The 26,959-nt window shown below is 72.6% G+C and carries 22 protein-coding genes and 1 pseudogene; 13 read left to right on the plus strand and 10 right to left on the minus strand.

Annotated elements, in window-relative coordinates; translation table 11 throughout:
• Positions 1-29 precede the first annotated feature (29 nt).
• Positions 30-1,232 (minus strand): FAD-dependent monooxygenase, encoded by a 1,203-nt coding sequence (locus ACZ45T_RS34710; protein WP_468448118.1) that lies wholly within the window; start codon positions 1,230-1,232, stop codon positions 30-32.
• Between the two features lie 77 nt (positions 1,233-1,309).
• On the opposite strand from ACZ45T_RS34710, the gene ACZ45T_RS34715 reads away from it, so the two are divergent.
• Positions 1,310-1,942: a TetR/AcrR family transcriptional regulator gene (locus ACZ45T_RS34715; protein WP_468448119.1), complete on the plus strand. Its 633-nt coding sequence runs from the start codon at positions 1,310-1,312 to the stop codon at positions 1,940-1,942.
• Positions 1,932-2,309, plus strand: coding sequence for a VOC family protein (locus ACZ45T_RS34720; RefSeq protein WP_468448120.1), 378 nt, complete (start codon positions 1,932-1,934; stop codon positions 2,307-2,309). The genes ACZ45T_RS34715 and ACZ45T_RS34720 overlap by 11 nt, the downstream gene beginning before the upstream one ends.
• 17 nt (positions 2,310-2,326) lie before the next feature.
• Here the strand turns inward: ACZ45T_RS34720 and ACZ45T_RS34725 are convergent, their stop codons facing one another.
• Positions 2,327-2,644 (minus strand): ArsR/SmtB family transcription factor, encoded by a 318-nt coding sequence (locus ACZ45T_RS34725; protein WP_468448121.1) that lies wholly within the window; start codon positions 2,642-2,644, stop codon positions 2,327-2,329.
• A gap of 90 nt (positions 2,645-2,734) precedes the next feature.
• On the opposite strand from ACZ45T_RS34725, the gene ACZ45T_RS34730 reads away from it, so the two are divergent.
• Positions 2,735-3,733 carry a zinc-dependent alcohol dehydrogenase family protein gene (locus tag ACZ45T_RS34730; protein WP_468448122.1) on the plus strand — a complete coding sequence of 333 codons (999 nt, stop codon included), beginning with the start codon at positions 2,735-2,737 and terminating at the stop codon, positions 3,731-3,733.
• A gap of 56 nt (positions 3,734-3,789) precedes the next feature.
• Here ACZ45T_RS34730 and ACZ45T_RS34735 read toward each other — a convergent pair whose 3' ends face one another.
• Positions 3,790-5,640, minus strand: a complete 1,851-nt coding sequence (locus ACZ45T_RS34735) for a serine hydrolase domain-containing protein (protein WP_468448123.1) — start codon at positions 5,638-5,640, stop codon at positions 3,790-3,792.
• A 225-nt stretch (positions 5,641-5,865) separates the two neighbouring features.
• On the opposite strand from ACZ45T_RS34735, the gene ACZ45T_RS34740 reads away from it, so the two are divergent.
• Positions 5,866-6,984: an NAD(P)H-dependent flavin oxidoreductase gene (locus tag ACZ45T_RS34740; RefSeq protein WP_468448124.1), complete on the plus strand. Its 1,119-nt coding sequence runs from the start codon at positions 5,866-5,868 to the stop codon at positions 6,982-6,984.
• Between the two features lie 5 nt (positions 6,985-6,989).
• Positions 6,990-8,546, plus strand: coding sequence for an acyl-CoA synthetase (locus tag ACZ45T_RS34745; protein WP_468448142.1), 1,557 nt, complete (start codon positions 6,990-6,992; stop codon positions 8,544-8,546).
• A gap of 69 nt (positions 8,547-8,615) precedes the next feature.
• Here the strand turns inward: ACZ45T_RS34745 and ACZ45T_RS34750 are convergent, their stop codons facing one another.
• Positions 8,616-9,377 (minus strand): hypothetical protein, encoded by a 762-nt coding sequence (locus ACZ45T_RS34750; protein ID WP_468448125.1) that lies wholly within the window; start codon positions 9,375-9,377, stop codon positions 8,616-8,618.
• A gap of 272 nt (positions 9,378-9,649) precedes the next feature.
• Here ACZ45T_RS34750 and ACZ45T_RS34755 point away from each other — a divergent pair, with 272 nt between their 5' ends.
• On the plus strand, positions 9,650-10,762 hold the full coding sequence (locus ACZ45T_RS34755; protein WP_468448126.1) for a calcium:cation antiporter: 1,113 nt from the start codon (positions 9,650-9,652) through the stop codon (positions 10,760-10,762).
• 28 nt (positions 10,763-10,790) lie between these two features.
• On the opposite strand, the gene ACZ45T_RS34760 is transcribed toward ACZ45T_RS34755, so the two are convergent.
• Positions 10,791-13,229 carry a penicillin acylase family protein gene (locus tag ACZ45T_RS34760; protein WP_468448127.1) on the minus strand — a complete coding sequence of 813 codons (2,439 nt, stop codon included), beginning with the start codon at positions 13,227-13,229 and terminating at the stop codon, positions 10,791-10,793.
• Positions 13,230-13,386: 157 nt separating this feature from the next.
• On the opposite strand from ACZ45T_RS34760, the gene ACZ45T_RS34765 reads away from it, so the two are divergent.
• Entirely contained in the window at positions 13,387-14,904 is a 1,518-nt protein-coding gene (locus ACZ45T_RS34765) for a fatty acyl-CoA synthetase (protein WP_468448128.1), read from the plus strand.
• A gap of 6 nt (positions 14,905-14,910) precedes the next feature.
• Here the strand turns inward: ACZ45T_RS34765 and ACZ45T_RS34770 are convergent, their stop codons facing one another.
• Both ACZ45T_RS34770 and paaK read right to left on the minus strand, forming a co-directional pair.
• Positions 14,911-15,765, minus strand: a complete 855-nt coding sequence (locus ACZ45T_RS34770; protein ID WP_468448129.1) for a YhjD/YihY/BrkB family envelope integrity protein — start codon at positions 15,763-15,765, stop codon at positions 14,911-14,913.
• Between the two features lie 92 nt (positions 15,766-15,857).
• Positions 15,858-17,165: a phenylacetate--CoA ligase PaaK gene (gene paaK, locus ACZ45T_RS34775; protein WP_468448130.1), complete on the minus strand. Its 1,308-nt coding sequence runs from the start codon at positions 17,163-17,165 to the stop codon at positions 15,858-15,860.
• 107 nt (positions 17,166-17,272) lie between these two features.
• Between paaK and ACZ45T_RS34780 the strand changes: the two genes are divergently transcribed.
• On the plus strand, positions 17,273-18,124 hold the full coding sequence (locus tag ACZ45T_RS34780) for an alpha/beta fold hydrolase (protein ID WP_468448131.1): 852 nt from the start codon (positions 17,273-17,275) through the stop codon (positions 18,122-18,124).
• A 318-nt stretch (positions 18,125-18,442) separates the two neighbouring features.
• Here ACZ45T_RS34780 and ACZ45T_RS34785 read toward each other — a convergent pair whose 3' ends face one another.
• Positions 18,443-20,074 (minus strand): acyl-CoA synthetase, encoded by a 1,632-nt coding sequence (locus tag ACZ45T_RS34785; protein WP_468448132.1) that lies wholly within the window; start codon positions 20,072-20,074, stop codon positions 18,443-18,445.
• 188 nt (positions 20,075-20,262) lie between these two features.
• Here ACZ45T_RS34785 and ACZ45T_RS34790 point away from each other — a divergent pair, with 188 nt between their 5' ends.
• From ACZ45T_RS34790 to ACZ45T_RS34810, 5 genes are all read left to right on the plus strand, one after another.
• Positions 20,263-21,063, plus strand: a complete 801-nt coding sequence (locus ACZ45T_RS34790) for a crotonase/enoyl-CoA hydratase family protein (RefSeq protein ID WP_468448133.1) — start codon at positions 20,263-20,265, stop codon at positions 21,061-21,063.
• A 215-nt stretch (positions 21,064-21,278) separates the two neighbouring features.
• Positions 21,279-22,238: a Zn-ribbon domain-containing OB-fold protein gene (locus ACZ45T_RS34795; protein WP_468448134.1), complete on the plus strand. Its 960-nt coding sequence runs from the start codon at positions 21,279-21,281 to the stop codon at positions 22,236-22,238.
• A complete protein-coding gene (locus ACZ45T_RS34800) occupies positions 22,238-23,308 on the plus strand; it encodes a thiolase domain-containing protein (protein ID WP_468448135.1) in 1,071 nt (356 codons plus the stop codon). The genes ACZ45T_RS34795 and ACZ45T_RS34800 overlap by 1 nt, the downstream gene beginning before the upstream one ends.
• Positions 23,305-24,480, plus strand: coding sequence for a thiolase domain-containing protein (locus ACZ45T_RS34805; RefSeq protein WP_468448136.1), 1,176 nt, complete (start codon positions 23,305-23,307; stop codon positions 24,478-24,480). Before ACZ45T_RS34800 ends, ACZ45T_RS34805 begins: the two co-directional genes overlap by 4 nt.
• 155 nt (positions 24,481-24,635) lie before the next feature.
• A complete protein-coding gene (locus ACZ45T_RS34810; RefSeq protein ID WP_468448143.1) occupies positions 24,636-24,863 on the plus strand; it encodes a DUF397 domain-containing protein in 228 nt (75 codons plus the stop codon).
• A gap of 132 nt (positions 24,864-24,995) precedes the next feature.
• On the opposite strand, the pseudogene ACZ45T_RS34815 reads toward ACZ45T_RS34810, so the two are convergent.
• Both ACZ45T_RS34815 and ACZ45T_RS34820 read right to left on the minus strand, forming a co-directional pair.
• Positions 24,996-25,817 (minus strand): annotated as a pseudogene (locus ACZ45T_RS34815) (IS5 family transposase); the annotation flags it as partial.
• Between the two features lie 176 nt (positions 25,818-25,993).
• Positions 25,994-26,959, minus strand: a 966-nt coding sequence (locus ACZ45T_RS34820) for an FG-GAP-like repeat-containing protein (protein WP_468448137.1), incomplete at its 5' end; no start/stop codon positions are given.

A 26,959-nucleotide genomic window follows, 5' to 3' on the forward strand; every position in this document is an offset into this window, starting at 1 on the left:
CTGCCTTCGTGTTGAGCGGTCTACAAACCTCACCCACGGGTGCCAACGCCCGCGGGCTCGCCGTCCATTCCGCCCGGGAGGGCGAATCCGTCGAAGAGGCCGTCCAGCGCCCGGAGCGAGACGCGGGCCGGGGTGGCGCGGACGGCGAGGTCACGGACGGCCACCGCGAGCGGGTGGGTGAGGGCGGCGACCCGGCCCGCGCGGCGGGCCCGTACGCGGATGGCCTCGGTGCGCCCGAGACGGGCCGTGCTGTAGGCGGCGAGGGCGGCCGGAACGTCCTTGGCGTCGGCCCCGTCCAGCAGCCGGGCCAGGACGGCGGCGTCCTCGATGGCCTGGCAGCCGCCCTGGCCCAGGTTCGGGGTCATGGCGTGGGCGGCGTCGCCGAGCCAGGCGAGGCGCCCGTGGTGGAAGCGGGGGAGCGGGGCGGCCAGGTCGTACAGGTCGTGCTGGAGCACGGCCGCCGGGTCGATCCGCTCCAGCAGGGCCGGGATCGGGTCGTGCCAGGTGCCGTAGCGGAGCAGGAGTTCGCTGCGGACGTCGGCGGGGCGGTGGCCCGCGGGGACGACGGCGGTGGCGTAGACGTAGATCCGGCCGTCGGCGAGCGGGACGACGCCGAAGCGCTCGCCCCGGCCCCAGGTCTCCGCGGCCTGCGCTTCGGCGCGGCCCGCGGCGGCGGGCAGGACGGTGCGCCAGGCGGTCTCCCCGCTGTAGTGCAGGCCCGGGTGGTCCGGGAAGTACCGGCGGCGCAGCGGGCTGTTGATGCCGTCGGCGGCCAGCACGAGATCGGCGCCGCCGAGGTCGCCGGCCGGGGTACGGACCACCGGGGAGCCCTCGGCGTCGTCCACGGAGGTGACCGCGGCGCCGTACCGGATCGTGCCTTCGGGGAGCGCGGCGGCCAGCTCTTCGGCGAGGGCCGCGCGGTGCACGGCGAGCGGCGGACGGCCGTAACGGGCGGCCAGCGCGGCGGTGTCGGCGCGGTTGAGCCAGCGGCCGTCCGCGCGGCGCAGGCCCATCGCGGCCGGGACGGCGCGGCTCGCGGCGTGGGCGATGTCGAATCCGATGGCGTCCAGGGCGCGCAGGCCGTTGGGGGCGAGGACGATGCCGGCGCCGGCGGCGGTCGGCCCGGGCGCCCGCTCGCACACGGTGACCCGCCAGCCGCGGCGGTGCAGGGCCACGGCCGCCGTGAGTCCGCCGATCCCCGCACCCGCCACGACCGCATGACGTTGAGACATGACACGCCCTCCCTGCCGACACGACCCTCTACATCCGTAGAGGACATGGCTCCACTCTACAGCTGTAGAGTGGAGCCATGTCCACCCCTGACCGCGGAACCGACCGCAGAACCCTGATCGCCGACACCGCGATCGACCTCGTGGCCGCCGCCGGGCTCCGGGGCCTGACCCACCGTGCGGTCGACGGCGCGGCGCGGCTGCCGGCGGGCAGCACCTCGTACTACTTCCGTACGAGAACGGCCCTGATCGGCGCCTGCTACCAGCGGCTGGCGGAGCGGGATCTCGACGACCTCGGCGGGGACGCCGGCGACGGCCGGCCCGCGCTGGGGACGGCGGACCGGGAGGCGGCCGCGGCCGCGCTGGCCGCACTGCTGCACCGCTGGCTGACGGTGGGGCGCGAGCGCCAGCTGGCCCGCTACGAACTCAGCCTGGAGGCCGCCCGCAACCCGGAGTTGGAGCCGCAGCTCCACCGGGCGGGGCAGGGGGCGCGGATCCGGGCCGCGGAGATCCTCGCCGCGCTCGGGGCCGAGCGGCCCCAGGAGGCCGCCGAACTGCTGGTCGCCTGGACGGACGGACTCCTCTACGACCGGCTGGCCGGAGCCTTCGCCCACTCCCGTCCGGCCCCTGACCTCGCCGAACTGACCTCCGTCGTACGCCGGATGATCGACGCGGCCCTCGCACCCGATCTAGGATCCGGTCATGATCGCTGAATTGCAGTGCGTGGTCCTGGACTGCCCCGCGCCGCGCCCGCTCGCCGAGTTCTACGCGTCCCTGCTGGGCGGAACCGTCAACCGGCCCGACCGGCGCTGGTCCGTCGGCGAGGCCTGGGCGACGCTGCACACCCCGTCAGGCATGGTCCTCGCCTTCCAGCGCGCGGCGGATTACCAGCCCCCGCACTGGCCGGACCCGGCCCGGCCGCAGCAGTTCCACCTGGACTTCGGGGTCCCGGACCTGGACCGCGCGCAGGAACAGGTGCTGGCGGCCGGCGCGACCCTGCTCGACGAGGGAGCGGACGGCCGCAGCTGGCGCATCTACGCGGACCCGGCGGGTCATCCCTTCTGCCTGGTCCGCCACTGAGGCGTCGCCGGAACGCGTCAACGCCCTTCGTGCCGGCGTGCGGTGAGGGCGTCCAGCAGTCCGGGGAACGCCTCGTCCATCTCGGCCCGGCGCAGGGTGTTCATGCGCGAGGTCCCGGCGTAGTGCTGTCGGATCAGGCCCGCCTCGCGCAGCACCTTGAAGTGGTGGGTGGCGGTGGACTTGCTGACGGAGAGGTCGAAGGCGCCGCAGGCGATGTCCTGCCCTGTGGCGTCGAGCTGCGTGACGATGCTCCGGCGTACCGGGTCGACGAGGGCCTCCAGTACCTGCTGGAGGTCGAACTCCGAAACATCCGGGTGGGGCGGCGTGCGTTCCATGCCCCCATGGTACGACCTCCATCAAACTTTGACCGCGATCGTACTTCCGTGGCAGGGTGAGCGGCGTTTCTGCGAGCGAAGGACGGTGCCATGGCAAGGACTGTGCGGTTCCACGAGATCGGCGGGCCCGAGGTGTTACGCCTGGAGGACCTGGAGACCGGCGAGCCGGGACCGGGCGAGGTGCGGATCCGGGTGGACGCGATCGGGCTCAACAGGGCGGAGGCGCTGTTCAGGAGCGGGCGGTACATCGAGCAGGTCAAGCACCTGCCCTCCGGGCTCGGCAACGAGGCTGCCGGTGTGATCGAGGCGGTCGGCCCCGGGGTGGCCGGGTTCGACGCGGGTCAGGCGATCAGCGTCGTACCGAGCTTCTCGCACAACGACTACGGCGTGTACGCCGAGCGGGCGATCGTGCCGGCGAGCGCGCTCCTGCCACGTCCGGACGGTGTGGACGCGGTGACCGGCTCGGCGGTGTGGATGCCCTACCTCACGGCCTACGGCGCGATGGTCGAGGTGGGAGGGATGCGGGCGGGCGACGTGGCGGTGGTGACCGCGGCCTCCAGCAGCGTCGGCCTGGCCGCGATCCAGACCGCCAACCGGGTCGGCGCCACGCCGGTGGCCGTGACCCGGACCCGAGGCAAGCGGCAGCGGCTGCTGGAGGCGGGGGCGGCCGAGGTGATCGTCTCGGACGAGGAGGACGTGCCGGGACGCCTGTTGGCGTTGACCGGCGGCCGGGGCGTCGAGTTCGTCTTCGACGCCGTCGCCGGACCGGGTGTGCTAGACCTGGCCCGCGCCGTGGCCGCCGACGGGACGGTGTTCCTGTGGGGCGCGCAGAGCGGGCAGCCGACGCCCTATCCCGGGTTCGAACTGGGCATGCCCGCACTGAACATGCGCACCTACACCATGCTGGAGATCACCAGGGATCCCCAGCGGATGCGCCGCGCCACGGCGTTCGTCACCTCGGGCCTGCGCACCGGGTTCCTGCGCCCGGTGGTGGACCGACTCCTGCCGCTGGAAGAGATCGTGCAGGCCCACCGGCACATGGAATCCAACACCCAGTTCGGCAAGATCGTGGTCACGGTCGACCACTGACAAGGGCGCAGGGCACCACGTGGCCGCGGGCCCGGCCCGATCCGGAAAGACACCTCCTAGTCCGAGGACCGGGTCCAGCCGATGGCTTCGATGCGGGCGGCATCGGCGGGGCGGTCCTCCGCGAAGAGGAGGCGGGCCGGTTCCGCCACGCGGACCACGTCCACGTAGATGCCCCGCCCGACGTAGCGGCCGGTCGCGGTGTGACGGAAGCGCAGCCGTACCTCGCGGCTCGCCCAGGCCGCCGTGAGGGGGGCTTCGAGGCGGTGCCAGATGCGGCCCGACCAGCCGCCCGTGGAGCCCCGCGGCCACTCCTCGGCGCCGCCGCCGGTGGACCGTACGGTGCTGAAGGGCAGCGGCTCCCAGTGCTCCCCGTCAGGCGAGGCCTCCAGGTGCAGGGCGCCCTCGCCGGGCACGGTGTCCCACCACACGGCGCAGCGCAGGCGGGCGGCGGCCGTGGCCGGGGTGAGCGGCGGCAGGGTGAGGCTGCCCGAGGCGCCCGGCTGGATTCCGGAGAACCAGGCCGCGCCGCCGTGCTTCGTACGGACCGGGACGGCGCGGGCGAAGCGGTTGCCGACGGCGACCCGCGGCGCGCTGCCGGCCCGCCAGGTGCGCACGGGGTGGACGGAGTTGCCCAGGAGGACGAGGAAGGAGTCGGTGGAGGGGTCGAGGACGAGGGAGGTGCCGGTGAAACCGGTGTGGCCGGCGGAGTGCGGGGTGGCCATGGCGCCCATGTACCAGTGCTGGTAGAGCTCGAAGCCGAGGCCGTGGTCATCGCCGGGGAAGGCCGTGTTGTAGTCCGTGAAGAGCAGCTCGACGGAGGCGGGGCGCAGGATGCGGCGGCCCGCGTACACCCCGCCGTCCAGCAGGGCGCGGGCGAGGACGGCCAGGTCCCAGGCGGTACCGAAGACGCCGGCGTGGCCCGCCACCCCGCCGAGCGCGTACGCGTTCTCGTCGTGGACCTCGCCCCACACCAGCCCGCGGTCCAGGCCGGACCAGGGCGGGCGCTGCACCTCGGTGGCGGCGGTGACCCGGCGCCAGGAGAGCGGTGGGTTGTAACGAGTGCGGTGCATCCCGAGCGGAGCGGTGATCTCGTCGTGGAGCAGGACGTCCAGAGTGCGACCGGTGATCCGTTCCAAGAGCAGCTGGAGCGCGATGAGGTTCAGGTCGGAGTACCGGTAGACGGTCCCGGGAGTCTCCTGGGGCCGCACGGACCACAGCAGCCTCAGCTGACCCTCGCGTGTGGATTCCTGGTAGAAGGGCGCCCACGAGCGCAGCCCCGAGGTGTGCGTGAGCAGCTGACGGACCGTGATCAGTTCCTTCCCGCCCCCGGTGAAGTCCGGCAGGTACCGGGCCACCGCGGCCTCCAGCTCCAGGCGCCCCCGCTCCATCTGCTGCACGGCCAGGATGGAGGTGAACAGCTTGGTCAGCGAGGCCAGGTCGAAGACGGTGTCCTCGGCCATCGCGATCCGCTCGGCCGCCGGGAACTCCCGGACCCGGTCGGTGCGCCCGTCGTAGTCCGCGTACCGGACGGCGTCGCCCATGGCGCGGTGCAGGGCGATGGTGCGGCCCCGCCCGGCGAGGACCACCGCCCCGGCGTAGTAAGGGTGCTCGGGGGAGGGGCCCAGGAACCGCCGGGCCTCCTCCGCCACCCCCTCCAGGTGCTTCTCCAGCAACCCGGCCTGGCGTGCGGACCCGTACCGCAGGCGCAGCCCCTGGAGCGCGCGCCGCTCGGCCGGATTGTGGCCCGCCGCCCCGGCGCCGGCGGCGGGCAGCGCGGCGTGCAGGACGAGCACCCCGCCGAGCGCGAGCAGCCGCGCTCCGAGCCGGCGGCGGCTCAGCCCGTGTCCGTCGGCGGCCGCCGCCGCTCCTTCATCTGCCTGCGCCTCGACCCCCGTGCCTGCTGCCATGTCCGGCCCTCCTGTCTCCTGTCCGAGTCAGCCTGCGGCGCCGTTGCCGGGGGCGCTGCCCCCGGACCCCCACGCCTCAAACGCCGGCGAGGCTGGATCTGGCGCACGCTACTGGGTATGTGCCCGCCCGGCGGCCAGCCTCCGCATCGACCAGCCCGTAAAGAATCTGACACTGCATCAGAAAATCTCTTCCCTCGGATGCCGGGCTGCGGCATCCTGCGGCCCATGGAGACGGAGCTGAGCAAGAAACTGGGAGTCGAGCACGCCATCTTCGGCTTCACGCCCTTCCCGGCGGTCGCCGCTGCCATCACCCGCGCGGGCGGATTCGGCGTGCTGGGCGCGGTCCGCTACACCGCCCCCGACGACCTCAAACGCGACCTCGACTGGATGCAGGCGCGCACCGACGGCAAGCCCTACGGCCTCGACGTCGTCATGCCCGCCAAGAAGGCCGTCGACGGCATCAGCGAAGCCGACATCGAGGCGATGATCCCGGCCGGACACCGTGCCTTCGTCCGCGACACGCTCGCCAAGCACCACGTGCCCGAGCTCGCCGAGGGCGAGGCCTCCGGCTGGCGGATCACCGGCTGGATGGAGCAGGTCGCCCGGGGCCAGCTCGACGTCGCCTTCGACTACCCCATCAAACTCCTGGCGAACGCCCTCGGTTCCCCGCCCGCCGACGTCATCGCGCGCGCCCACGACCACGGCGTCCTCGTCGCCGCCCTCGCCGGCAGCGCCAAACACGCCCGGCGCCACGCCGAAGCCGGCATCGACATCGTCGTCGCCCAGGGCTACGAGGCCGGCGGCCACACCGGCGACATCGCCACCATGGTCCTGGTCCCCGAGATCGTCGAAGCTGTCGCCCCGCTGCCGGTCCTCGCCGCCGGCGGCATCGGCAGCGGAGAGCAGATCGCCGCCGGACTGGCCCTCGGCGCCCAGGGCGCCTGGCTCGGCTCCCTCTGGCTCACCACCACCGAGGCCGACCTGCACTCCCGCGCCCTCACCGAGAAGCTGCTCGCCGCGGGCTCCGGCGACACCGTCCGCTCCCGCGCCCTCACCGGCAAGCCCGCCCGCCAGCTGCGCACCGAGTGGACCGACGCCTGGGACGACCCGGAGGGCCCCGGCGCGCTCCCCATGCCGCTCCAGGGCCTGCTCGTCGCCGAGGCCGTCTCCCGGATCCAGAAGTACGAGGTCCAGTCGCTGCTCGGCACCCCCGTCGGCCAGATCGTCGGCCGGATGAACGAAGAGCGCAGTGTCCAGGCCGTCTTCGACGACCTGACGAGGGGCTTCGAGCGAGCCATCGACCGCATCAACAGGATCGCCGGCCGAGGCCGCGAGGAGGCGTGAGCGCCATGACCGACAACCAGCCCCCCAACGGCTTCTGGGCCCAGGCCGCCGCCGACCCCGAGCGGACCGTCCTCGTCACCCCCGAGGGTGAGGAATGGAGCGCCGCCCGGCTGCACGCCGACGTCAACCGCCTCGTCCACGGCCTGCGCGCGGCCGGAATGGAGAAGGGCGACGTCTTCGCCGTCGTCCTCCCCAACGGCGTCGAGTTCCTCACCGCCTACCTCGCCGCCTCCCAGGCCGGCTTCTACCTCGTCCCCGTCAACCACCACCTCGTCGGTCCCGAGATCGCCTGGATCGTCTCCGACTCCGGCGCCAAGGTCCTCATCGCCCACGAGCGCTTCGCCGACGCCGCCACCGCCGCGGCCGACGAAGCGGCCCTGCCCGCGAGCCACCGCTACGCCGTCGGAGCGGTCCCGGGCTTCCGGCCGTACGGCGAACTCCTCGACGGCCGGCCCGGCACGGCCCCCGGGGACCGCACCCTCGGATGGGTCATGAACTACACCTCCGGAACCACCGGCCGCCCGCGCGGGATCCGCCGCCCGCTGCCCGGCAAGCTCCCGGAGGAGACGTACCTCGGCGGCTTCCTCGGCATCTTCGGCATCCGGCCCTTCGACGGCAACGTCCACCTGGTGTGCTCGCCGCTCTACCACACGGCCGTCCTGCAGTTCGCGGGCGCCGCCCTGCACATCGGGCACCCGCTGGTCCTGATGGACAAGTGGACGCCGCAGGAGATGCTGCGCCTGATCGACCGGCACGCCTGCACGCACACCCACATGGTCCCCACCCAGTTCCACCGGCTCCTCGCGCTCCCGCAGGAGACGAAGGACGCGTACGACGTCTCCTCGATGCGGCACGCCATCCACGGCGCCGCGCCCTGCCCCGACCACGTCAAGCGGGCGATGATCGACTGGTGGGGCGGCTGCGTGGAGGAGTACTACGCGGCGAGCGAGGGCGGCGGCGCCTTCGCGACCGCCGAGGACTGGCTGAAGAAGCCGGGAACCGTCGGCAAGGCCTGGCCGATCAGTGAACTCGCCGTCTTCGACGACGACGGCAACCGACTGCCCGCGGGCGAACTGGGCACCGTGTACATGAAGATGAAGACCGGCGGCTTCAGCTACCACAAGGACGAGGCCAAGACGAAGAAGAACCGCATCGGCGACTTCTTCACGGTCGGCGACCTCGGACTGATGGACGAGGACGGGTACCTCTTCCTCCGCGACCGCAAGATCGACATGATCATCTCGGGCGGGGTCAACATCTACCCCGCCGAGATCGAGTCGGCCCTGCTCACCCATCCGGCGGTCGCGGACGCCGCCGCCTTCGGCATCCCGCACGCCGACTGGGGCGAGGAGGTCAAGGCCGTCATCGAACCGGCCGAGGGCTTCGTCGCGGGCGACGCGCTGGCCGCGGAGATCCTGCACCACTGCGAGCGGCAGCTCGCCGGCTACAAGCGCCCCAAGACGGTCGACTTCATCGAGACGATGCCGCGCGACCCGAACGGCAAGCTGTACAAGCGCCGGCTGCGCGACCCGTACTGGGAGGGCCGCGAGCGCGCGATGTGACGGGCGTACGGGGTACGGGGTGCGGGGCCCGGGCTCGGCCCTGTACCCCGTAGCCCGTTGGGCGCCGGGTCAGCCCGTGAAGATCCAGCCCAGCTGGCCGCCGGAGGCCTGGCCCTCGCAGTTCGTGGTGTTCGACTCGAAGAACTCGCGCTGCTTGCCGACCATGCAGCGCATCAGCGGCAGGCTCCCCACGCCCGAGGGCTGGCCGGGGTGGAACCAGCCGAGGCGGGAGACGTACGTCTGGCCCTCGCAGTTGATGTCCGCCGAGAGGAAGTTGTCCTTGCGGACGACGCAGTGGTACAGCGGGACCGTGCCTTCGCGCGGGCTCGTGTAGAGCTGGCCGAGGCTGCCCTCGACGGTGTAGCCCGGCGGGACGTTCCACACGGTGCTGATGTGCTCGCCGTTCGGGCCGATGAGCCGGTTGAGGCTGCGGGTGGGGGTGCTCACCGCAGGCTCGCCGCTACAGGTGGCCTTGATCATGGCCTGCCAGTAATTCATGGTGATCTGCTGGTAGACGGGCCCCAGGGTGACCCGGCACTGCGACCCCGAGAAGCCGAACTCGGCGGCCTGCCGGCCGAGGGAGTCGTAGGCCGCGGCCGCCGCGATGTTCTGCGGGCCGCTGCCGATCCCGGTGAGGTGGACGTTCACGGGCCCCACGGCGGCGGAGGCGGCGGCGGAGGCGGCGGCGGAGGATGCGGCGGCGGGGGACGGGACGGGGGTGGCGGAGCCGGGGGCGGGCGCGGCTCCGGCCGGTGCGGCGGCGGTCACGGCCGCCGCCAGCGCGGTGGTCAGGGCGAGGAGGGCGGTGCGTAAGCGGGATGTGCGGCGCAAAGCGGGTCTCCTGGTCGTCGGCCCCGGCGTCGGTGGACGGCCGAGGGGTGAGCGGCAGCGCATACCGCCCGATCGGCGGCATCACCGGCATTCCATCTGCTACCGGCCGCCCGGGGCCAGCCGGTCTTCGGCCGAAGCCGGGGGCGGGGCTCGGCCGCCCCGGCCGCCCGTGCCGTCGCCGCGCCCGGGCTGCCCGTGAGAAAGGCCACGTCGGCGGCTCGGAGGTGCGCTTTGCGCCGCACCAAAGGAACAGTTCTGGCAAGTTGGCTGATATGAGTACGGCAACGCGCAGATCCCCCCTGACCGACTGGACCGTCGCGGTCCCCGTGGTGGCGCTCGTGGCGCTCGTCTTCAGCTGGGGTCGCGAGTTGCCCTCGTTCGCGGTGGCGCTCGTCGCGCTCTGCCTCGCGGGCGCGGTGCTGGCGGCCGTCCACCATGCCGAGGTCGTCGCTCACCGGGTCGGCGAACCCTTCGGGTCCCTCGTCCTCGCCGTGGCCGTCACCGTCATCGAAGTGGCCCTCATCGTCACCCTGATGGCCGACGGCGGCGACAAGACCTCCTCGCTCGCCCGGGACACGGTCTTCGCCGCCGTCATGATCACCTGCAACGGCATCGTCGGCCTGTCCCTGCTCGTCGGCGCCCTGCGCAACCGGGTGGCCGTCTTCAACGCCGAGGGCTCCGGAGCGGCCCTCGCCACCGTCGCGACCCTCGCCGTCCTCAGCCTGGTCCTGCCGACCTTCACCACCAGCAAGCCCGGCCCGGAGTTCTCCACCGCCCAGCTGACCTTCGCGGCCGTCGCCTCGCTCGCCCTGTACGGCCTGTTCATCGCCGTCCAGACGGTCCGCCACCGGGACTACTTCCTCCCCGTGGTCCCCGAGCCGCGCCCCGGCGCGGCCGAGGACCACGACGGCCACGCCGCGCCGCCCACCGCCCGCGCCGCACTGATCAGCGTCGGCCTGCTGATGGCCGCGCTCGTCGCCGTGGTCGGCAACGCCAAGGCGGTCTCCCCGACCATCGAGAAGGGCGTCGCCGACGCCGGCCTGCCGAACGCCGTCGTCGGTGTGATCATCGCCCTGCTCGTCCTGGCGCCCGAGACCCTCGCCGCCGTCCGCGCCGCCCGCCGCGACCGCGTCCAGACCAGCCTCAACCTGGCCTACGGCTCCGCCATCGCCAGCATCGGCCTGACCATCCCGGCCATCGCGCTGGCCTCGGTCTGGCTGTCCGGGCCGCTGCTGCTGGGCCTCGGCCCGATCCACATGGTGCTGCTCGCCCTGACCGTCGTGGTCAGCGCCCTCACCATCGCCCCGGGCCGCGCCACCCTGCTCCAGGGCGGCGTGCACCTCGTACTGCTGGCCGCGTACCTCCTCCTGGCCATCAGCCCGTAAGGGCCGCCGCCAGGAGGAGGGGCCCGGGTCAGCGGCGCTCGCGCGGCCACACCACCTTCAGCACCGGCGAGGTGAGGATGTCCCGCTCGCAGAACCGCGAGGTCACCCAGCGCTCCTGGGAGAACAGCCGGGTCTGGTCGGCGTAGTGGGGGGAGTTCGGGTTCGCCGACTGGCTGTACGTCAGCAGGGTGCGCGCCACGGGGCAGCGGCCGCCGTCCCAGCCGACCGCCTGGATGTGGCTGGAGCCGTGCACGACCTCCGGGTAGCCGCCTGCCGCCGCGTTCCACGGCGCCTCGATCTTGTTCCAGACGCCGAGCGACTCCGTGCCGCCGCCCACCGGCAGCTTCTGCCCGCCGCGGACCACGAACTGGTGCTCGCCGAGCGGGGCGTCCAGCGCGATCCCGGCCGCCCCCAGCTCCGCCACCGCGTCCGCGAGCGCCCGGCCGATGCCGGGCGCCGCCTGGTTGAGCGTACGGGGCGTGCGTACGGGATCGGCCGCCGAGAACGGCACCAGCCACAGGTCCTTGGCCGCCGTCGACCCCGTCAGCTTGCGCCAGAACCGGTCGAAGAGGAGCGCGCCGCGGCTGGAGCCGTCGGCGCTGTGGTCCCAGCCCGCCAGGACCGGGCAGGCCGCGGAGACGTCCACGGCGGCGCCGCCGCTCGTCGTCGCCGTACCTCCCGGCAGCGCGGTGCAGGCCCGCGCGGCGTCGGACGCCGCCAGGTCACCGGCCGGAACCCGGTTGGCGAACTGCTGCTTCTGCAGGTCGCTCACCGTCAGCCCGCCCCGGGCGGCCATCGCCGACACGTCCTCGACCGCGCCGCGCGTACGCATCGAGCGCGGGGCGGCGACATTGCCCCAGATCCGCTCGTACCCGGTCAGCGGCCGGTCGGCATTGGCCAGCCAGGCGCTGTCGTTGGAGTTCTCGGCGTACGGGGCGTCGCGCAGCGTCGGCGCCTTCCCCGGCCCGAACACGCCCGGCTGCACCGCGTCCGGGTCCGCGCCGAGCACGCAGTCGGCGCGCGCACCGTCCAGCACCGCCAGCCCCGAGGCCGGGTACGTGGCCCGGCCCAGCGGGGTGGAGCAGCGCGCGGCGAGCTCGTCGGTGATCCGGGGGAGCACCTGGGTCTGGGTGAAGAGGGTGCCGCCCGCGGAGTCGGCGGCCACCGTGTTGACCCAGGGCAGGCCCTGGGTGCGCGCCAGTGCGTCCTGGATTCCGGCGACGGAGCGGGCCTTGCCCATGGCCAGGGCGGAGTCGGAGCCGCGCAGGTTCGCCGCGTTGGGGTCGTACAGCGCGTACGCCGTCTGCGCCGTCCAGGGCAGCGGCAGGCCCGGGCCCATGCCCGTGATCACCGGCCCGAAGCGGGTCCACCACTGGGTGCGGGTCACCGGTTCGCCGCCCGCGACCGGGACGGTGACGGTCCGCCGGGTCATCGCCTCCGGCTTCCCGTCGACCAGGTAGGCGGTCGGATCGGCCGGGTCGAGCGTGAGCTGGTGCAGGTTGACGGGCGTGCCGGTCGCCACCGTGTGGCTCCACGCCACCTTCTCGTTGAAGCCGATGCCGACCACGGGGGCGCCGAGCAGGGAGCCGCCCGAGACGTTCAGCTCGCCCGGGATCGTCTGCTGCGACTGCCAGAACCGGCGCCCGCCCTGCCAGGGATAGTGCGGGTTGCCGAGCAGCAGTCCGCCGCCGCCCGCGGTGGTGGAGCCGGCGAAGGCGACCGCGTTGGAGCCCATGTCGTACCGGGCCGTGTCGAAGAACTCCCGGGCGGCCTCCGCGGCGGCCGCCGGATCGACCGCCGGGGGCGGGGCCGTCGTACGGGCCGCCGGAGCCGCCGGGGCCGGCGGCTGGGCGGCCGTGATCGCGTCGACGGCGCGCCCCTGGCCGCCGAGGACCGAGACCGCGAAGGCGCGGGCGGCGACGTCGGTGGTGGTGACCGGGCGGACCCAGCCGGCGCCCTTGCAGGCGGGATCGCTGATCTTGTTCTGGGCGAGCCAGGCGTTGTAACCGGCGGCCCAGCCGCGCATCAGCTCCTTGACGTCCTTGCCCGGACCGGCCGGAGCGGGCGTCGCGAGGAGCTTGTCCACCGCGCCGGACTCCCGGACGCCCTTGAAGTACAGGTCGCTGGAGAGGTTGCGGGTGGCGGAGGAGAGCGAGCCATCGGGCGCGGCTTCGGGGCCGAACCAGCGCGAGCGGTCACCGGCGACGGTCGCGAACCCGTCGGCCAGGACGCAGACCTGGTCGGCGGCCTGCGCCCAGCCGGTCCCGAAGCCCAAGTGCGCGTAGTCGTGGGCGAGGATGTGCGGTATGCCGTACTCGGTGTACCGGATGACGGCGGACAGGCCGCCGCCGGAGGGTATCCGGTCCGCGGTCGCCGCCGAGGCCTGCGGTGCCGCGGCCGTCGCGGCGAGCAGCGCGGCGCCGGCGAGCGCGACGCGGCGGAATATCGGGCGGGTGCTGAGGTGCAACGTACCTCCCAAGTAGCCTGCGGACGGGCGTGGTTGCCCGGGATGCAGGCGGCTCGTCCGTGCCCCCACACTCATGCAGGCGGTCGGATGATCTGTCAACATCCCGTTTGGTATCCCGGTTATTGACCTTGGGCGTACGGGGGACGAGGATCGCGCCATGACGGCAGAGCGGGAAGTGCGCCACCACACGGTCGACGGACTCGTACGGGACAGCGCGCGGAGGGTCCCCGACCAGGTGGCCGTCCGCTACCGCGAGCGGACCTGGACGTACGCGGAACTCGACGCGGCCGTCACCACCGGCGCCGCCGTGCTGCGGGAGCGGTACGGGCTGGCCGAGGGCGACCGGGTCGCCACCTTCGCCCACAACTGCGACGCCTACCTCATCGCCTTCCTGGCCTGCGCCCGGGCAGGGCTCACCCACGTCCCGGTCAACCAGAACCTCACCGGCGAGGACCTCGCGTACATCCTCGGCGACTGCGGGAGCGCGCTGGTCCTCGCCGATCCTGACCTGGCCGGGCGGATCCCCGACGGCCACCCCGTACGGGCGCTGCGCGACGCGCCCGGCTCCTTCCTCGCGGACCTGGCCGAACCGAGGCCGTACGCGGCCGCCGGCCCGGATGCTTCGCGGCTGGTGCAGCTGCTCTACACCTCGGGGACCACCGCCCTGCCCAAGGGCGCGATGATGACCCACCGGGCCCTCGCCCACGAGTACGAGAGCGCCATCGACGCGCTCGACCTGTCCGAGGAGGACCGGCCGCTGCACTCACTGCCGCTGTACCACTCGGCGCAGATGCACGTCTTCCTGATGCCGTACCTGGCGGTGGGCGCGCGGAACACCATCCTGGACGCGCCGGTCGCGGAGCAGGTCTTCGACCTGGTCGAGGCCGGGGAGGCGGACAGCCTGTTCGCCCCGCCGACGGTGTGGATCGGCCTGGCCAACCACCCGCAGTTCGCGGTGCGCGAGCTGGGCGCCCTGCGCAAGGCGTACTACGGCGCCTCGATCATGCCCGTTCCGGTGCTGGAACGGCTGCGCGAGCGACTGCCCGGGCTCGGCTTCTACAACTGCTTCGGCCAGAGCGAGATCGGCCCGCTGGCCACGGTGCTCGGGCCGGAGGAGCACGAGGGGCGAATGGACTCCTGCGGGCGTCCGGTGCGCCACGTCGAGGCGAAGGTCGTCGACGAGGACGGCAAGGACGCCGGGGCCGGCACGGCGGGCGAGGTGGTCTACCGCTCGCCGCAGCTGTGCCTCGGGTACTGGAACGACCCGGCGGCCACCGAGAAGGCCTTCCGTGACGGCTGGTTCCGCTCGGGCGACCTCGCGGTGTGCGATGCGCAGGGCTACTTCACGGTGGTGGACCGGGTGAAGGACGTCATCAACTCGGGCGGGGTGCTGGTCGCCTCGCGGCAGGTGGAGGACGTGCTCTACACCCACCCGGGCGTGGCCGAGGCAGCCGTGGTCGGACTGCCCGACGAGCGCTGGATCGAGGCGGTCACGGCGGTGGTGGTGCCGCGCGGGGAGGTGACGGAGGCGGAGCTGATGGAGTACGCGCGGGACAAGCTCGCCCACTTCAAGGCCCCGAAGCGCGTGCTCTTCGTGGACGCCCTCCCGCGCAACGCCAGCGGCAAGATCCTCAAGCGGGAACTCCGCGACCGCTTCGCCGAACCGTCCCCCTGACGGAGCTCAGCCCGGTTCCGGGTGGTGGGGCGGGAACTGCTCGGGGGGCAGGAGTCCGCTGCTCCGCAGGCGGCGCAGGGTGAAGTGCTCGTGCAGGAGGCGGCCGACGAGTGCGCCGCCGTAGACGACGAAGCCGACGCCGACAAGCCAGGACTGGACGACCAGCAGGGTCCCGAAGGGGCCGTACGTCACGGCGTTCGACGCGATGAGCGGGGAGAACACCAGCTGCGAGAAGACCCGCAGCCCCAGCAGGCCGAGACTGGTCGCCACCGCGCCCGGCACCAGGGCCCGCCAGCGGACCCGGCCGCCGAGCAGCAGGCGCTGCGAGCCGACGAAGAACAGGCAGGTCCCGAAGAGGTCGCCCAGCGTGCCGAGGATCGTTCCGAAGGCGTCGTTCGACGGCGCCGGGATCTCCACGAGCAGGGCGAGGTAGCAGACCAGCAGGGCGAGCCACACGACGTGCCGCCACATGGTGTGCCAGCGGGCGGTCGGCAGGTCCCAGACCTTCTCGTAGCCGGTCTGCACGGCCGAGCCGAAGGTCAGTCCGAACACGGCGAGGGCGGCGAGCCCGAAGGCGGTGGTCCGCTCCAGCGCCAGGTCCGCCGCGCTGAACAGCATCTCGACCTTGGCTCGCGAGGACTCCGTCACCCCGAGGGCCTGACCGAGCCAGCGGCCGAAGCCCGAACCGCTGCCCGGTGAGGCGGCGGCCACGACGATCAGCAGCGGCACCAGGGTGAGGAACCCGAGGGCCGCGAAGCCCATCGCCCGGTGCATGAGCTCCATCTCCCGGCCGCGGCTCCAGGCCAGCCCGGCGTGGGAGCCCTGGAGCCGGTCGTATAGCTGCCGGAGGATCGAGGTCACGCCCTGTGCACTACCCGCGAGGGCAACCGGGCTCCCGGGAGCCACCCCGAAATAGGCCCGAAGGGGTGGTTTCAGCCGCCCGATCGCGTGTCTCAGCCCTCCCCGGCGCCGCGCAGGTCCACCAGCCGCTTGAGCTTCCCCACCGAACGCTCCAGCGTCTCCGGGTCGACCACCTCCACCCCGACGGAGACCCCGATCCCCTCCTTGACGGCCCGTGCCACCTCGGCGGCCGCGGCCTCCCGCCGGCCGGCGTCCGTCTCCCGGCGCGCCTCCACCCGTACCGTCAGGGCGTCCATGCGGCCCTCCCGGGTCAGCCGCAGCTGGAAGTGGGGAGCCAGGCCGGCCGTGCGCAGGAGGACCTCCTCGATCTGGGTCGGGTACATGTTCACCCCGCGCAGGATGATCATGTCGTCGCTGCGGCCTGTGACCTTCTCCATGCGGCGGAAGGCGGGCCGGGCCGTGCCCGGCAGCAGCCGCGTCAGATCCCGCGTGCGGTAGCGGATGACGGGCATGGCCTCCTTGGTGAGGGAGGTGAACACGAGCTCGCCGGGCTCACCCTCCGGCAGGACCGCGCCCGTCAGGGGATCGACCACCTCGGGATAGAAGTGGTCCTCCCAGATGTGCAGCCCGTCCTTTGTCTCCACGCACTCCTGGGCCACGCCCGGGCCCATGACCTCCGACAGGCCGTAGATGTCCACCGCGTCGATGTCGAGCCGGTCCTCGATCTCCCGGCGCATCTCCTCCGTCCACGGCTCCGCGCCGAAGATCCCCGTCCGGAGCGAGGTGGCGCGCGGGTCGATGCCCTGGCGCTCCATCTCGTCCAGCAGAGTCAGCATGTACGAGGGGGTCACCATGATGACCTCCGGCCGGAAGTCCTCGATGAGCCGGACCTGGCGGTCCGTCATCCCGCCCGAGGCGGGCACGACCGTACAGCCGAGGCGCTCGGCGCCGTAGTGCGCGCCGAGGCCGCCCGTGAAGAGCCCGTAGCCGTAGGCGATGTGGACGATCTGGCCGGGCCGCCCGCCCGCCGCCCGTATCGACCGGGCGACGACATCGGACCAGGTCGAGAGGTCCCCGTCGGTGTACCCGACGACCGTGGGTCGCCCGGTGGTGCCGCTGGAGGCGTGGATGCGGCGCACCTCGGTGCGCGGCACGGCGAACATGCCGAAGGGGTACTGGTCGCGCAGATCGGCCTTGGCGGTGAAGGGGAACAGGGCGAGATCGGCGAGGGAACGGCAGTCGTCGGGATGCACCCCGGCCTTGTCGAAGGCCTGCCGGTAGAACGGCACCCGCTCGTAGGAGCGGTGCAGGGTCGCGCGCAGCCGCGTCAGCTGGAGGGCGGCCAGCTCGTCGCGGCTCAGCCGCTCGCCTTCGTCGTGGAGATCCGCGTACACCGCCATGCCGTCACCTCATCCTGAATCAACCGAACGATCATTCGGTAGATTGCCAGGGCCCGGCAGGTTAAATCAATGACTCGAACGAGTGATCGTCTGTTGTGATGGGCCCCATGCCTTCCTTCATCACGCACGACGGAACCGAACTCGCCTACCACGTCCAGGGCGAGGGCGAACCGTTGATCTGCATCCCGGGCGGCGCCATGCGGGCCTCCGAATACCTCGGCGACCTCGGCGGGCTGGCCGCCGGACGCCGCCTCGTCCTGCTCGACCTGCGCGGTACAGGAGACTCCGCCATACCGGCTGACGAGTCGACGTACCGCGTCGACCACCAGGTCGCCGACGTCGAGGCGCTCCGGGCGCACCTCGGCCTGGAGCGCATGGACCTCCTCGCGCACTCCGCCGGCGGCAACCTCGCCCAGCTCTACGCGGCCGCGCACCCGCAGCGGCTGCGCCGGACCGTCCTGGTCACCCCGACGGCGTGGGCGGTGGACCTGCCCGTCACCCCGGAGCAGCGGCTGGAAGGGGCCCGGCTGCGGGCGGGAGCCGAGCGGTACGACACGGCCATCGAGGCCTACGAGCGGATCCTCGCGGGCGCCGGTGGCAGTGACGCGGACTGGGACCTCGCCGCGCCGCTGTTCTACGGGCGCTGGGACGAGACGGCCCGGGCGCACTACGCGGCGAACGCGCGGCAGCAGAACGAGAAGGCCGCCGACGCCTACGCGGGCCCGGGGGCCTTCGACCCGCCCGCCACCCGGGAGGGGCTGCGCCGGGTCACGGGCGAGGTCCTGGTGCTGGCCGCGGAACTGGACGGCAACCCGCGGCCGGCGCTGGCGGCCCGGCTCGCCGCGCTGTTCCCGCAGGGCTCGCTCGAGGTTCAGGCCGGGGCCGGGCACTTTCCGTGGCTGGACGACGGCGTCTGGTTCGCGGCTCGGGTGGAACGCTTCCTGGCGACAGGCGGCTGACCGGGGCGGGTTGCCCGGCGGGCGGCTCGGGGTGCGCGGCTCGGGGTGCGCCGCTCGGGGTGCGCCGCTCGGGGTGCGCGGAGCCCGGCTGCGCCGGGACCCGGGGCTCTGCCCCGGACCCCGCGCCTCAAACGCCGGCGAGGCTGGATTGGGCCCGGCGAGGGTGGATGGCCTGGCGAGCCTGGATTTGGCTCCGCGAGGCCGGATGGTGTGGCCGGGCTGGATTGGGCCCCGCGAGGCCGGATGGTGCGGCGGGGCTGGATTTGGCCTGGCAAAGGTGGATTTGGCCGGCGATGCCGGATGGTGCGGTGGGCCGGGTCAGTCGGTCGTGTCCGCCTCCGTCGCCACCGCCTTCGCCCAGCGGTAGTCCGCCTTGCCGCTCGGGGAGCGTTGGATGGCCGGTGCGATGACCAGCTGGCGCGGGATCTTGTAGCCCGCCAGCCGGGTGCGGCAGTGGCTCTGGATCTCGTCCAGGGTCGGCTCCGGGGAACCCGGCCGGACCTGGACCACCGCGGCCACGTGGCTGCCCCAGGTCGCGTCCGGGACCCCGGCGACCAGGGCGTCGTACACGTCCGGATGGGACTTCAGCGCCTGCTCGACCTCCTCCGGATAGACCTTCTCGCCGCCCGTGTTGATGCACTGCGACCCGCGGCCGAGCACCGTGACGATGCCCTGCTCGTCGACGGTCGCCATGTCGCCGAGGAGCACCCAGCGCTCCGCGCCCTTCTGGAAGAAGGTCTCGGCGGTCTTCGCCGGGTCGTTGTAGTAGCCGAGCGGTACGTGTCCGCGCTGCGCGAGGCGCCCCGGCTCGCCCACCGCCACCGGCTCGTGCGTCACCGGATCCACCACCTGCGTACGGTCGTTGACCACCAGGCGGAAGCCCTTGTCCGGGCCGGAGTCGTCCGTCGCCCGGCCGTTGGACCCGGACTCGGACGATCCGAAGTTGTTCAGGAGCAGCACGTTCGGCACGAGTCGCTGGAACTCGGCGCGCACCGTCTCCGACATGATCGCCCCGGACGAGGAGACGCTGAACAGCGACGACAGGTCCGTGCCCTTGAGCGGGCCGTTCAGGGCGTCGATGAGCGGCCTCAGCATCGCGTCACCGACCAGCGACACGCTGGAGACCTTCTCCTTCTCGATCGTCCGGAGCACCTCCTCGGGCGCGTACTTGCGGTGGATGACCACCCGCTGCCCGTAGTTGAAGGCGATGAACGAGGTCAGCGTCGACGTGCCGTGCATGAGCGGGGGAGCGGGGAAGAAGGTGAGCCCGGCGCCCTTCGACGCGACCCGCTCGGCCAGCTCCTCCGGCCGCTTCACCGGCTCGCCCGAGGGCTCGCCGCCGAAGAGCCCCGCGAAGAAGAGGTCCTCCGCCCGCCACATGACGCCCTTGGGCATGCCGGTCGTACCGCCCGTGTAGATGATGAACAGGTCGTCGGGACTGCGGGGCGGGAAGCCGCGCCCGGACGATCCGGCCGCCTCGGCGTCCGCGTACGTGACGGGCGCTATCGAGGGCTCCGGGGCCCCCTCGGGCACCTCCCCGACCCGGATCAGGTGCCGGAGCCTCGTCGTCTGCGGCAGCGCGGCCGCGACCCGCTCGGTGAACTCGCCCTCGAAGACGAGCGCGGCGAGATCGGCGTCGTTGTAGAGGTAGACCAGCTCTTCCTCCACGTACCGGTAGTTGACGTTCACCGGGACCAGCCGGGCCTTCAGGCAGGCCAGCACGGTCTGGAGGTACTCGATGCCGTTGTAGAGGTGCAGGCCCAGGTGCTCCCCGGGCTTCAGGCCGCTGTCCAGCAGGTGGTGCGCGATCCGGTTGGCCGCCGCGTCCAGCTCCGCGTACGTGAGGCGGCGCTCGGCGCCGGTCCCGGGGTGGTCCACGTACACGAGGGCCTCGCGGTCCGGGACCACGTCCACGACCGACTCGAACAGGTCGGCAAGGTTGTACTCCACCGTTCCTCCTGACCCGAATGTTCCCGACGACTGGCCCCGTGGCTGGTCTGCTCCGGCGGTCATTAGAGCGTCGGAGACGGCAACTGGGAAGGGCGCCGCCCAAGAAATCTGACTGGGTGTCAGAAAACTATTGAACTGCACCCTCCCCTACTGCAACCTGTTCTAGGTCTTGAGACGGGAGGACGGCAATGGGTGGGACAGAACACCTGACCGTGGAACGGCACGGCGCCACGCTGGTGCTCACCATGAACAGGCCCGAGGCGAAGAACGCGCTCTCGCTGCCGCTGCTGGTGGGGCTGTACGACGGCTGGCTGGAGGCGGACGCCGACGACGAGATCCGCTCGATCGTGCTGACGGGCGCGGGCGGGGACTTCTGCGCCGGCATGGACCTCAAGGCGCTGGCCGGGAAGGGCATGGCGGGGGACCAGTACCGGGACCGCCTCAAGGCCGACCCCGACCTGCACTGGAAGGCGATGCTCCGCCACCACCGGCCGCGCAAGCCGGTGATCGCGGCGGTGGAGGGGTACTGCGTGGCCGGCGGGACCGAGATCCTGCAGGGCACGGACATCCGGGTGGCGGGGGAGGGGGCCACCTTCGGGCTCTTCGAAGTCAAGCGGGGGCTCTTCCCGATCGGCGGCTCCACGGTCCGGCTGCCGCGGCAGATCCCGCGTACGCACGCCCTGGAGATGCTGTTGACCGGGCGCCCGTACACCGCCGAGGAGGCGGCCTGGATCGGGCTCGTCGGGCGGGTGGTGCCGGAGGGCAGGGCGCTGGAGGAGGCCCTGGCGATCGCGGAGCGGATCAACGAGTGCGGGCCGTTGGCGGTGGAGGCGGTGAAGGCGTCGGTCTACGAGGCCGCGGAGCTGACGGAGCGGGAGGGCCTGGCGGCCGAACTGCTGCGGGGCTGGCCGGTCTTCGACACGGCGGACGCGAAGGAGGGGGCGCGGGCGTTCGCGGAGAAGCGGCCCGCGGTGTATCGGCGCGAGTAGCTCCGCTGGTGGCGTGCCGTGCCGTGCCCGTGCCGGAGGCGGAGGCGGGGGTGCGGCGCCGTTGCCGGGGCTCCGCCCCGGACCCCGCGCCTCAAACGCCGGCGGGGCTGGAAATGGCCCGGCGGGGCTGGAAGGGGCCCCGCGGGGCTGACTTGGCCGCGGCCGGCGCTCGTACCGACCGCTCGTACCGGAATCAATCGCATCGGAGAGCCACCATGACAGCTGCCTCCCCACCGGAGGTGCTCCGCGCGCCCCTCGTCGTCGAGTTTCCCTTCACCCGGTCCCTCGGGCCCGTGCAGAGCGCGTTTCTCACCGGCCTGCGCGAAGGTGTCGTCCTCGGGGTGAAGACCACCGACGGCAAGGTGATGGTGCCGCCCGTCGAGTACGACCCCGTCACCGCCGAGGAGATCCGCGACCTCGTCGAGGTCGCCGCCACCGGCACCGTCACCACCTGGGCGTGGAACGGCCGGCCCCGGCCCAACCAGCCGCTGGACACCCCCTTCGCCTGGGTGCTGGTCAAACTCGACGGCGCGGACACCGCCCTCCTGCACGCCCTCGACGCGCCCGGCCCCGACGCCGTGCGCACCGGCATGCGCGTGCGCGTCCGCTGGGCCGCCGACCGCATCGGCGCCATCACCGACATCGCCTGCTTCGAACCGTACGAGGGCCCGGCGGCCGGGGAGGCCGCCCCGCACGACGGCGACTTCGCCGACGCCGTCACCGGCATCGTCGCCGAGGCCCGCCTGGACTACGTCTACAGCCCCGGCCGCGCCCAGACCGCGTACATCAACGCCCTCTCCGAGCAGCGGAACGTCGGCGAGCGCTGCCCCTCCTGCCGCAAGGTGTACGTCCCGCCGCGCGGCGCCTGCCCCACCTGCGGGGTGGCCACCACCGACCAGGTGGAGGTCGGCCCGGCGGGCACGGTCACCACGTACTGCATCGTCAACATCAAGGCCAAGAACCTCGACATCGAGGTCCCGTACGTCTACGCCCACATCGCCCTCGACGGCGCCGGCCTCGCCCTCCACGGCCGGATCGGCGGCATCCCGTACGACCAGGTCCGCATGGGCCTGCGCGTCGAGCCGGTCTGGACCGAGGGCGGCCGCTACCCCGACCACTACCGCCCCACCGGCGAGCCGGACGCGGACTACGACGCGTACAAGGAGCTCATCTGATGCCGAAGACGCCGCCGAGGTACGCCCGTGAGGTCGCCGTCGTCGCCTTCGCCCAGAGCGACCACCGCCGCGACACCGCCGAACTGAGCGAAGTCGAGATGGTCATGCCGGTCCTGCACCAGGTGCTGGCCGCCACCGGCCTCAAGGCCGGCGAGATCGGCTTCACCTGCTCCGGCTCCAGCGACTACCTGGCCGGCCGGGCCTTCTCCTTCACCATGACCCTCGACGGGGTCGGCGCCTGGCCGCCCATCTCCGAGTCGCACGTCGAGATGGACGGCGCCTGGGCCCTCTACGAGGCCTGGGTCAAGATCCAGACCGGTGAGGCCGACACCGCGCTCGTCTACTCGTACGGGAAGTCCTCGCCCGGTTCGGTACGCGACGTCCTCACGCGCCAGCTCGACCCGTACTACGTGGCCCCGCTCTGGCCCGACTCCGTGGCCCTGGCCGCCCTCCAGGCCCAGGCGCTGATCGACGCGGGCGAGACCGGCGAGCCCGCCCTGGCCGCCATCGGGGCCCGCAGCCGGGCCTCCGCCCGGGGCAACCCGCACGCCCAGCTCGCCGGTGACGTTCCGCAGGGCGACTACCAGGTCCAGCCCCTGCGCACCGGGGACTGCCCGCCCATCGGCGACGGCGCAGCCGCCATCGTCCTCGCCGCGGGCGACACCGCGCGGCGGCTGTGCGAACGCCCCGCCTGGATCACCGGCATCGACCACCGCATCGAGGCCCACAGCCTCGGCCTGCGCGACCTCACCGACTCGCCGTCCACCCGGCTCGCCGCGCAGCGCGCGGGCGTCTTCGAAGCCCCGGTGGACACGGCCGAACTGCACGCGCCGTTCTCCTCCCAGGAGGTCGTCCTGCGCAAGGCGCTCGGGCTCGGCGACGGTGTCACCGTCAACCCGTCCGGCGGCGCCCTCGCCGCCAACCCGATGATGGCCGCCGGCCTCATCCGCATCGGCGAGGCGGCCGCCCGCATCCACCGCGGCGAGTCCGACCGGGCCGTCGCCCACGCCACGTCCGGCCCCTGCCTCCAGCAGAACCTGGTCGCCGTCCTGGAAGGGGACGTTCGGTGAGCACTACGGGTAAAGAGCCGGTCGCGATCGTCGGGATCGGCCAGACCAAGCACGTCGCCGCCCGCCACGACGTGTCCATCGCCGGACTGGTCCGGGAGGCGGCGGCGCGCGCCCTCGCGGACGCCGAACTGACCTGGGCGGACATCGACGCGGTCGTCATCGGCAAGGCCCCCGACTTCTTCGAGGGGGTGATGATGCCCGAGCTGTACCTGGCGGACGCGCTCGGCGCGGTCGGCAAGCCCATGCTGCGCGTGCACACGGCCGGTTCGGTCGGCGGCTCCACGGCCCTGGTCGCTTCCAACCTGGTCGCGGCGCGCGTCCACCGGACCGTCCTCACCCTCGCCTTCGAGAAGCAGTCCGAATCCAACGCCATGTGGGGCCTGTCGCTGCCCGTCCCCTTCCAGCAGCCGCTGCTCGCCGGCGCCGGCGGCTTCTTCGCCCCGCACGTGCGCGCGTACATGCGGCGGACCGGCGCGCCGGACACGGTGGGCTCGCTGGTGGCGTACAAGGACCGCCGCAACGCGCTGAAGAACCCGTACGCGCACCTGCACGAGCACGACATCACCCTGGAGAAGGTCCAGGCCTCGCCGATGCTGTGGGACCCGATCAGGTACTCCGAGACCTGCCCCTCCTCGGACGGCGCCTGCGCGATGATCCTCACCGACCGGGCGGGCGCGGCCCGTTCGCCGAAGCCGCCCGCGTGGGTGCACGGAGGGGCGATGCGCAGCGAGCCCACCCTCTTCGCGGGCAAGGACTTCGTCTCGCCGCAGGCGGGCAAGGACTGCGCGGCCGACGTCTACCGGCAGGCCGGGATCACCGATCCGCGCCGGGAGATCGACGCGGTGGAGATGTACGTGCCGTTCTCCTGGTACGAGCCGATGTGGCTGGAGAACCTCGGTTTCGCGGCGGAGGGCGAGGGCTGGAAACTCACCGAGGCCGGGGTCACCGAGCTCGACGGGGACCTCCCGGTCAACCCGTCCGGTGGCGTCCTGTCCACCAATCCGATCGGCGCCTCCGGCATGATCCGCTTCGCCGAGGCGGCCCTCCAGGTCCGCGGCCAGGCCGGGGAACACCAAGTTCCGGACGCCCGCCGGGCCATGGGGCACGCGTACGGTGGCGGCGCGCAGTTCTTCTCGATGTGGCTGGTGGGGGCGGAGGAACCGACCCGCTGAGCGGACCGCACCGCGGCGACAGGGCGGCGACGGGTCTGCGACAGGGGTGGCGGACCGGCCACGGGTGACTCACCGTGGCCTGTGCGCCACCCGCTGCGGTGGCTAACCTGGCCCCCGGACGACGTACCGGGAGGAGCACGCACGTGGCCGAGAGCATGACTTCACAGCCCCTCGCTGGCTGGGGCAAGCCGGACCTCGATCTCACCGAGGCGGACTGGCAGTCGAGCAGCCGGGGAGCGGGTGACGTCCAGATCGCCTTCGTCGAGGGCTTCATCGCGATGCGCAACAGCGAGCGCCCGGAGAGTCCTTCGCTGATCTTCACGCCGGACGAGTGGCACAGGTTCGTGCTGAACGCCCGGGGCGGGGAGTTCGACCTGACGTGACCTGACCTGACCGGCGGCACACGGCGCACCACCGGGCGGCGCCACCGCCCCCCGGTGGCCGCCGGGCCCTCCCGGCGGGTCGGCGGGCTCACCTGCCGCGGCCGGGTGCCGGCCGCGCGCCGTCCCGGACGGCCACATCAGCAGCGATACGAGGGGGGCGGCTGCTTGGTAGGACTCGGCGGTCTTGTCGTAGCGGGTGGCGATGCCGCGCCACTGCTTGAGGCGGTTGAAGCACCGCTCGACGACGTTGCGCCGCTTGCAGACCTGCTTGTCGAAGGCCGGCGGACGTCCGCCATGGCTGCCGCGTCGGAGCCGGTTGCGAATGTGTCAGATCGTTCCAGGATGGTGTGCGGGATGTTCCGTCGCCGCAGCCAAGTGCGGATGGCTTTCGAGCTGTAGCCCTTGTCGCCGATGACGTGATCAGACCTGACCCGGGGCCGGCCGGGCCCAGAGCGGGGCACCCGTATCGCGTCCATCACGGCCGTGAACTGGGTGCAGTCGTTGGTGTTCCCGCCTGTCAGCACGAACGCGAGCGGGCGGCCCGATCCGTCGCAGGCCAGGTGGATTTTGCTGGTCAGACCGCCGCGGGACCGTCCGAGGGCCGGGCTGCGGAGCCCCTATTTCGGGCTCCGGCGGCGTGCTGGTGGGCGCGGACCATGGTGGAGTCCACCGACACCAGCCATGCGATGTCGCCTGCCGTGTCCGCGTTGGCCTGGGCGGTCTGGAGCATCCGCTCGGATGTTCCGTCCGCCGCCACCGGCGGAAGCGGGTGTGGAGGCTGGCCCAGGAGCCGTACCTCTCGGGCACGTCCCGCCAGGCGACCCCGGTGCGGAACTTCCACACGATCCCGTTGAGGACCGTCCGGTCGTCCAGCCGTGGCCGCCCCAGCACGGGCCGGGGCAGCAGTGGCTGCACGAGTTCCCACTCGGCATCGGACAGTTCATAGCGACGTATCACCACTCCGTGATCCACAATCCAAGATCATTTTGACGAGAGACTCTAGCGGCCCGGCCCCGCGCCCGAGCGGCGCCCCCGCACGCGTACGCACCACCGGCCCCGGCGTCTGTCTCGACGCCGGGGCCGGGGGCTTTGGTGCGGGGGCGTGGCGGATGCATGCCCGACCGGGGGAGTCAGCCTGCGAAGTCCTGCGTGATGTAGACGGTGCCGTCAGCGGCTTGGTCTATGCCGACTCCGACCAGCTTGTAGTTGACGGTGGGCGGGGGGTCGTAGCCCGCGATGTCACCGTTGGAGTACGGGTTCTTCGGGTCATCGGGGTCGCAGCCCATGATGTTGTACTTGTGGCCCCACTTGGACGCCTCGTCGTGGTTCATCCAGTCGTCCATCGCCTTGTCGAAGGTGTCTCCCTTGCCCCAGTGGACGTTCTCGCCCTGGGCATGGGCAGCCGATGCGCGCAGGTCTCTGTGGATGCGCCCCGTGGTCGCACCGTCGTTCGTGTCCCAGGGCAGCGAGTCGTCACTGCCCACGTGGCCGCGATTCTCGGTGTCCGCGGCCGTGAGGTTCGGGTGGCCGGCCAGGTCCTTGCTGTGGACGCGCGCGGTTTCCGTGAGGTCCGGATCGGCCTTCAGCGGGGCGCACCCGAACTTCTGACGCTCACTGTTGATCAGGTCGAGGAACCGCTGCTCCTCCGAGGGCGCCGGCGGATTGGGGTCGCCGTTGGCCCAGGATGCGGCGATGTCGCTCTTCCCGTCGCCGTTGAAATCCCCGGCGGCCCACTTGGTTGTATCCATCCAGCCACCCGCGTTCGTGGCCCAGTGACTGCGCTTGAAGCCGGAGCCGGTCGACAGGCTCACCGTTATTGTGTTCGAACCGCCGTTGTTCCAGACAGTGGCAAGGTCGGCCTTCTTGTCGCCATTGAAGTCCCCGGCAACCCACTGGGTTCCGTCAATCCAGCCACCATCTCGGTCGCTCCACTGCGACCACCCCGGGAACCGAGAGCCATCAGACAGATAGACCGCAGTGGACAGGTTGCCGCCGTTGTTCCAGGATGCGGCGATGTCGCTCTTCCCGTCGCCGTTGAAATCCCCGGCGGCCCACTTGGTTGTATCCATCCAGCCACCCGCGTTCGTGGCCCAGTG

The sequence above is a fragment of the Streptomyces sp. NPDC030995 genome (genome assembly GCF_055571215.1).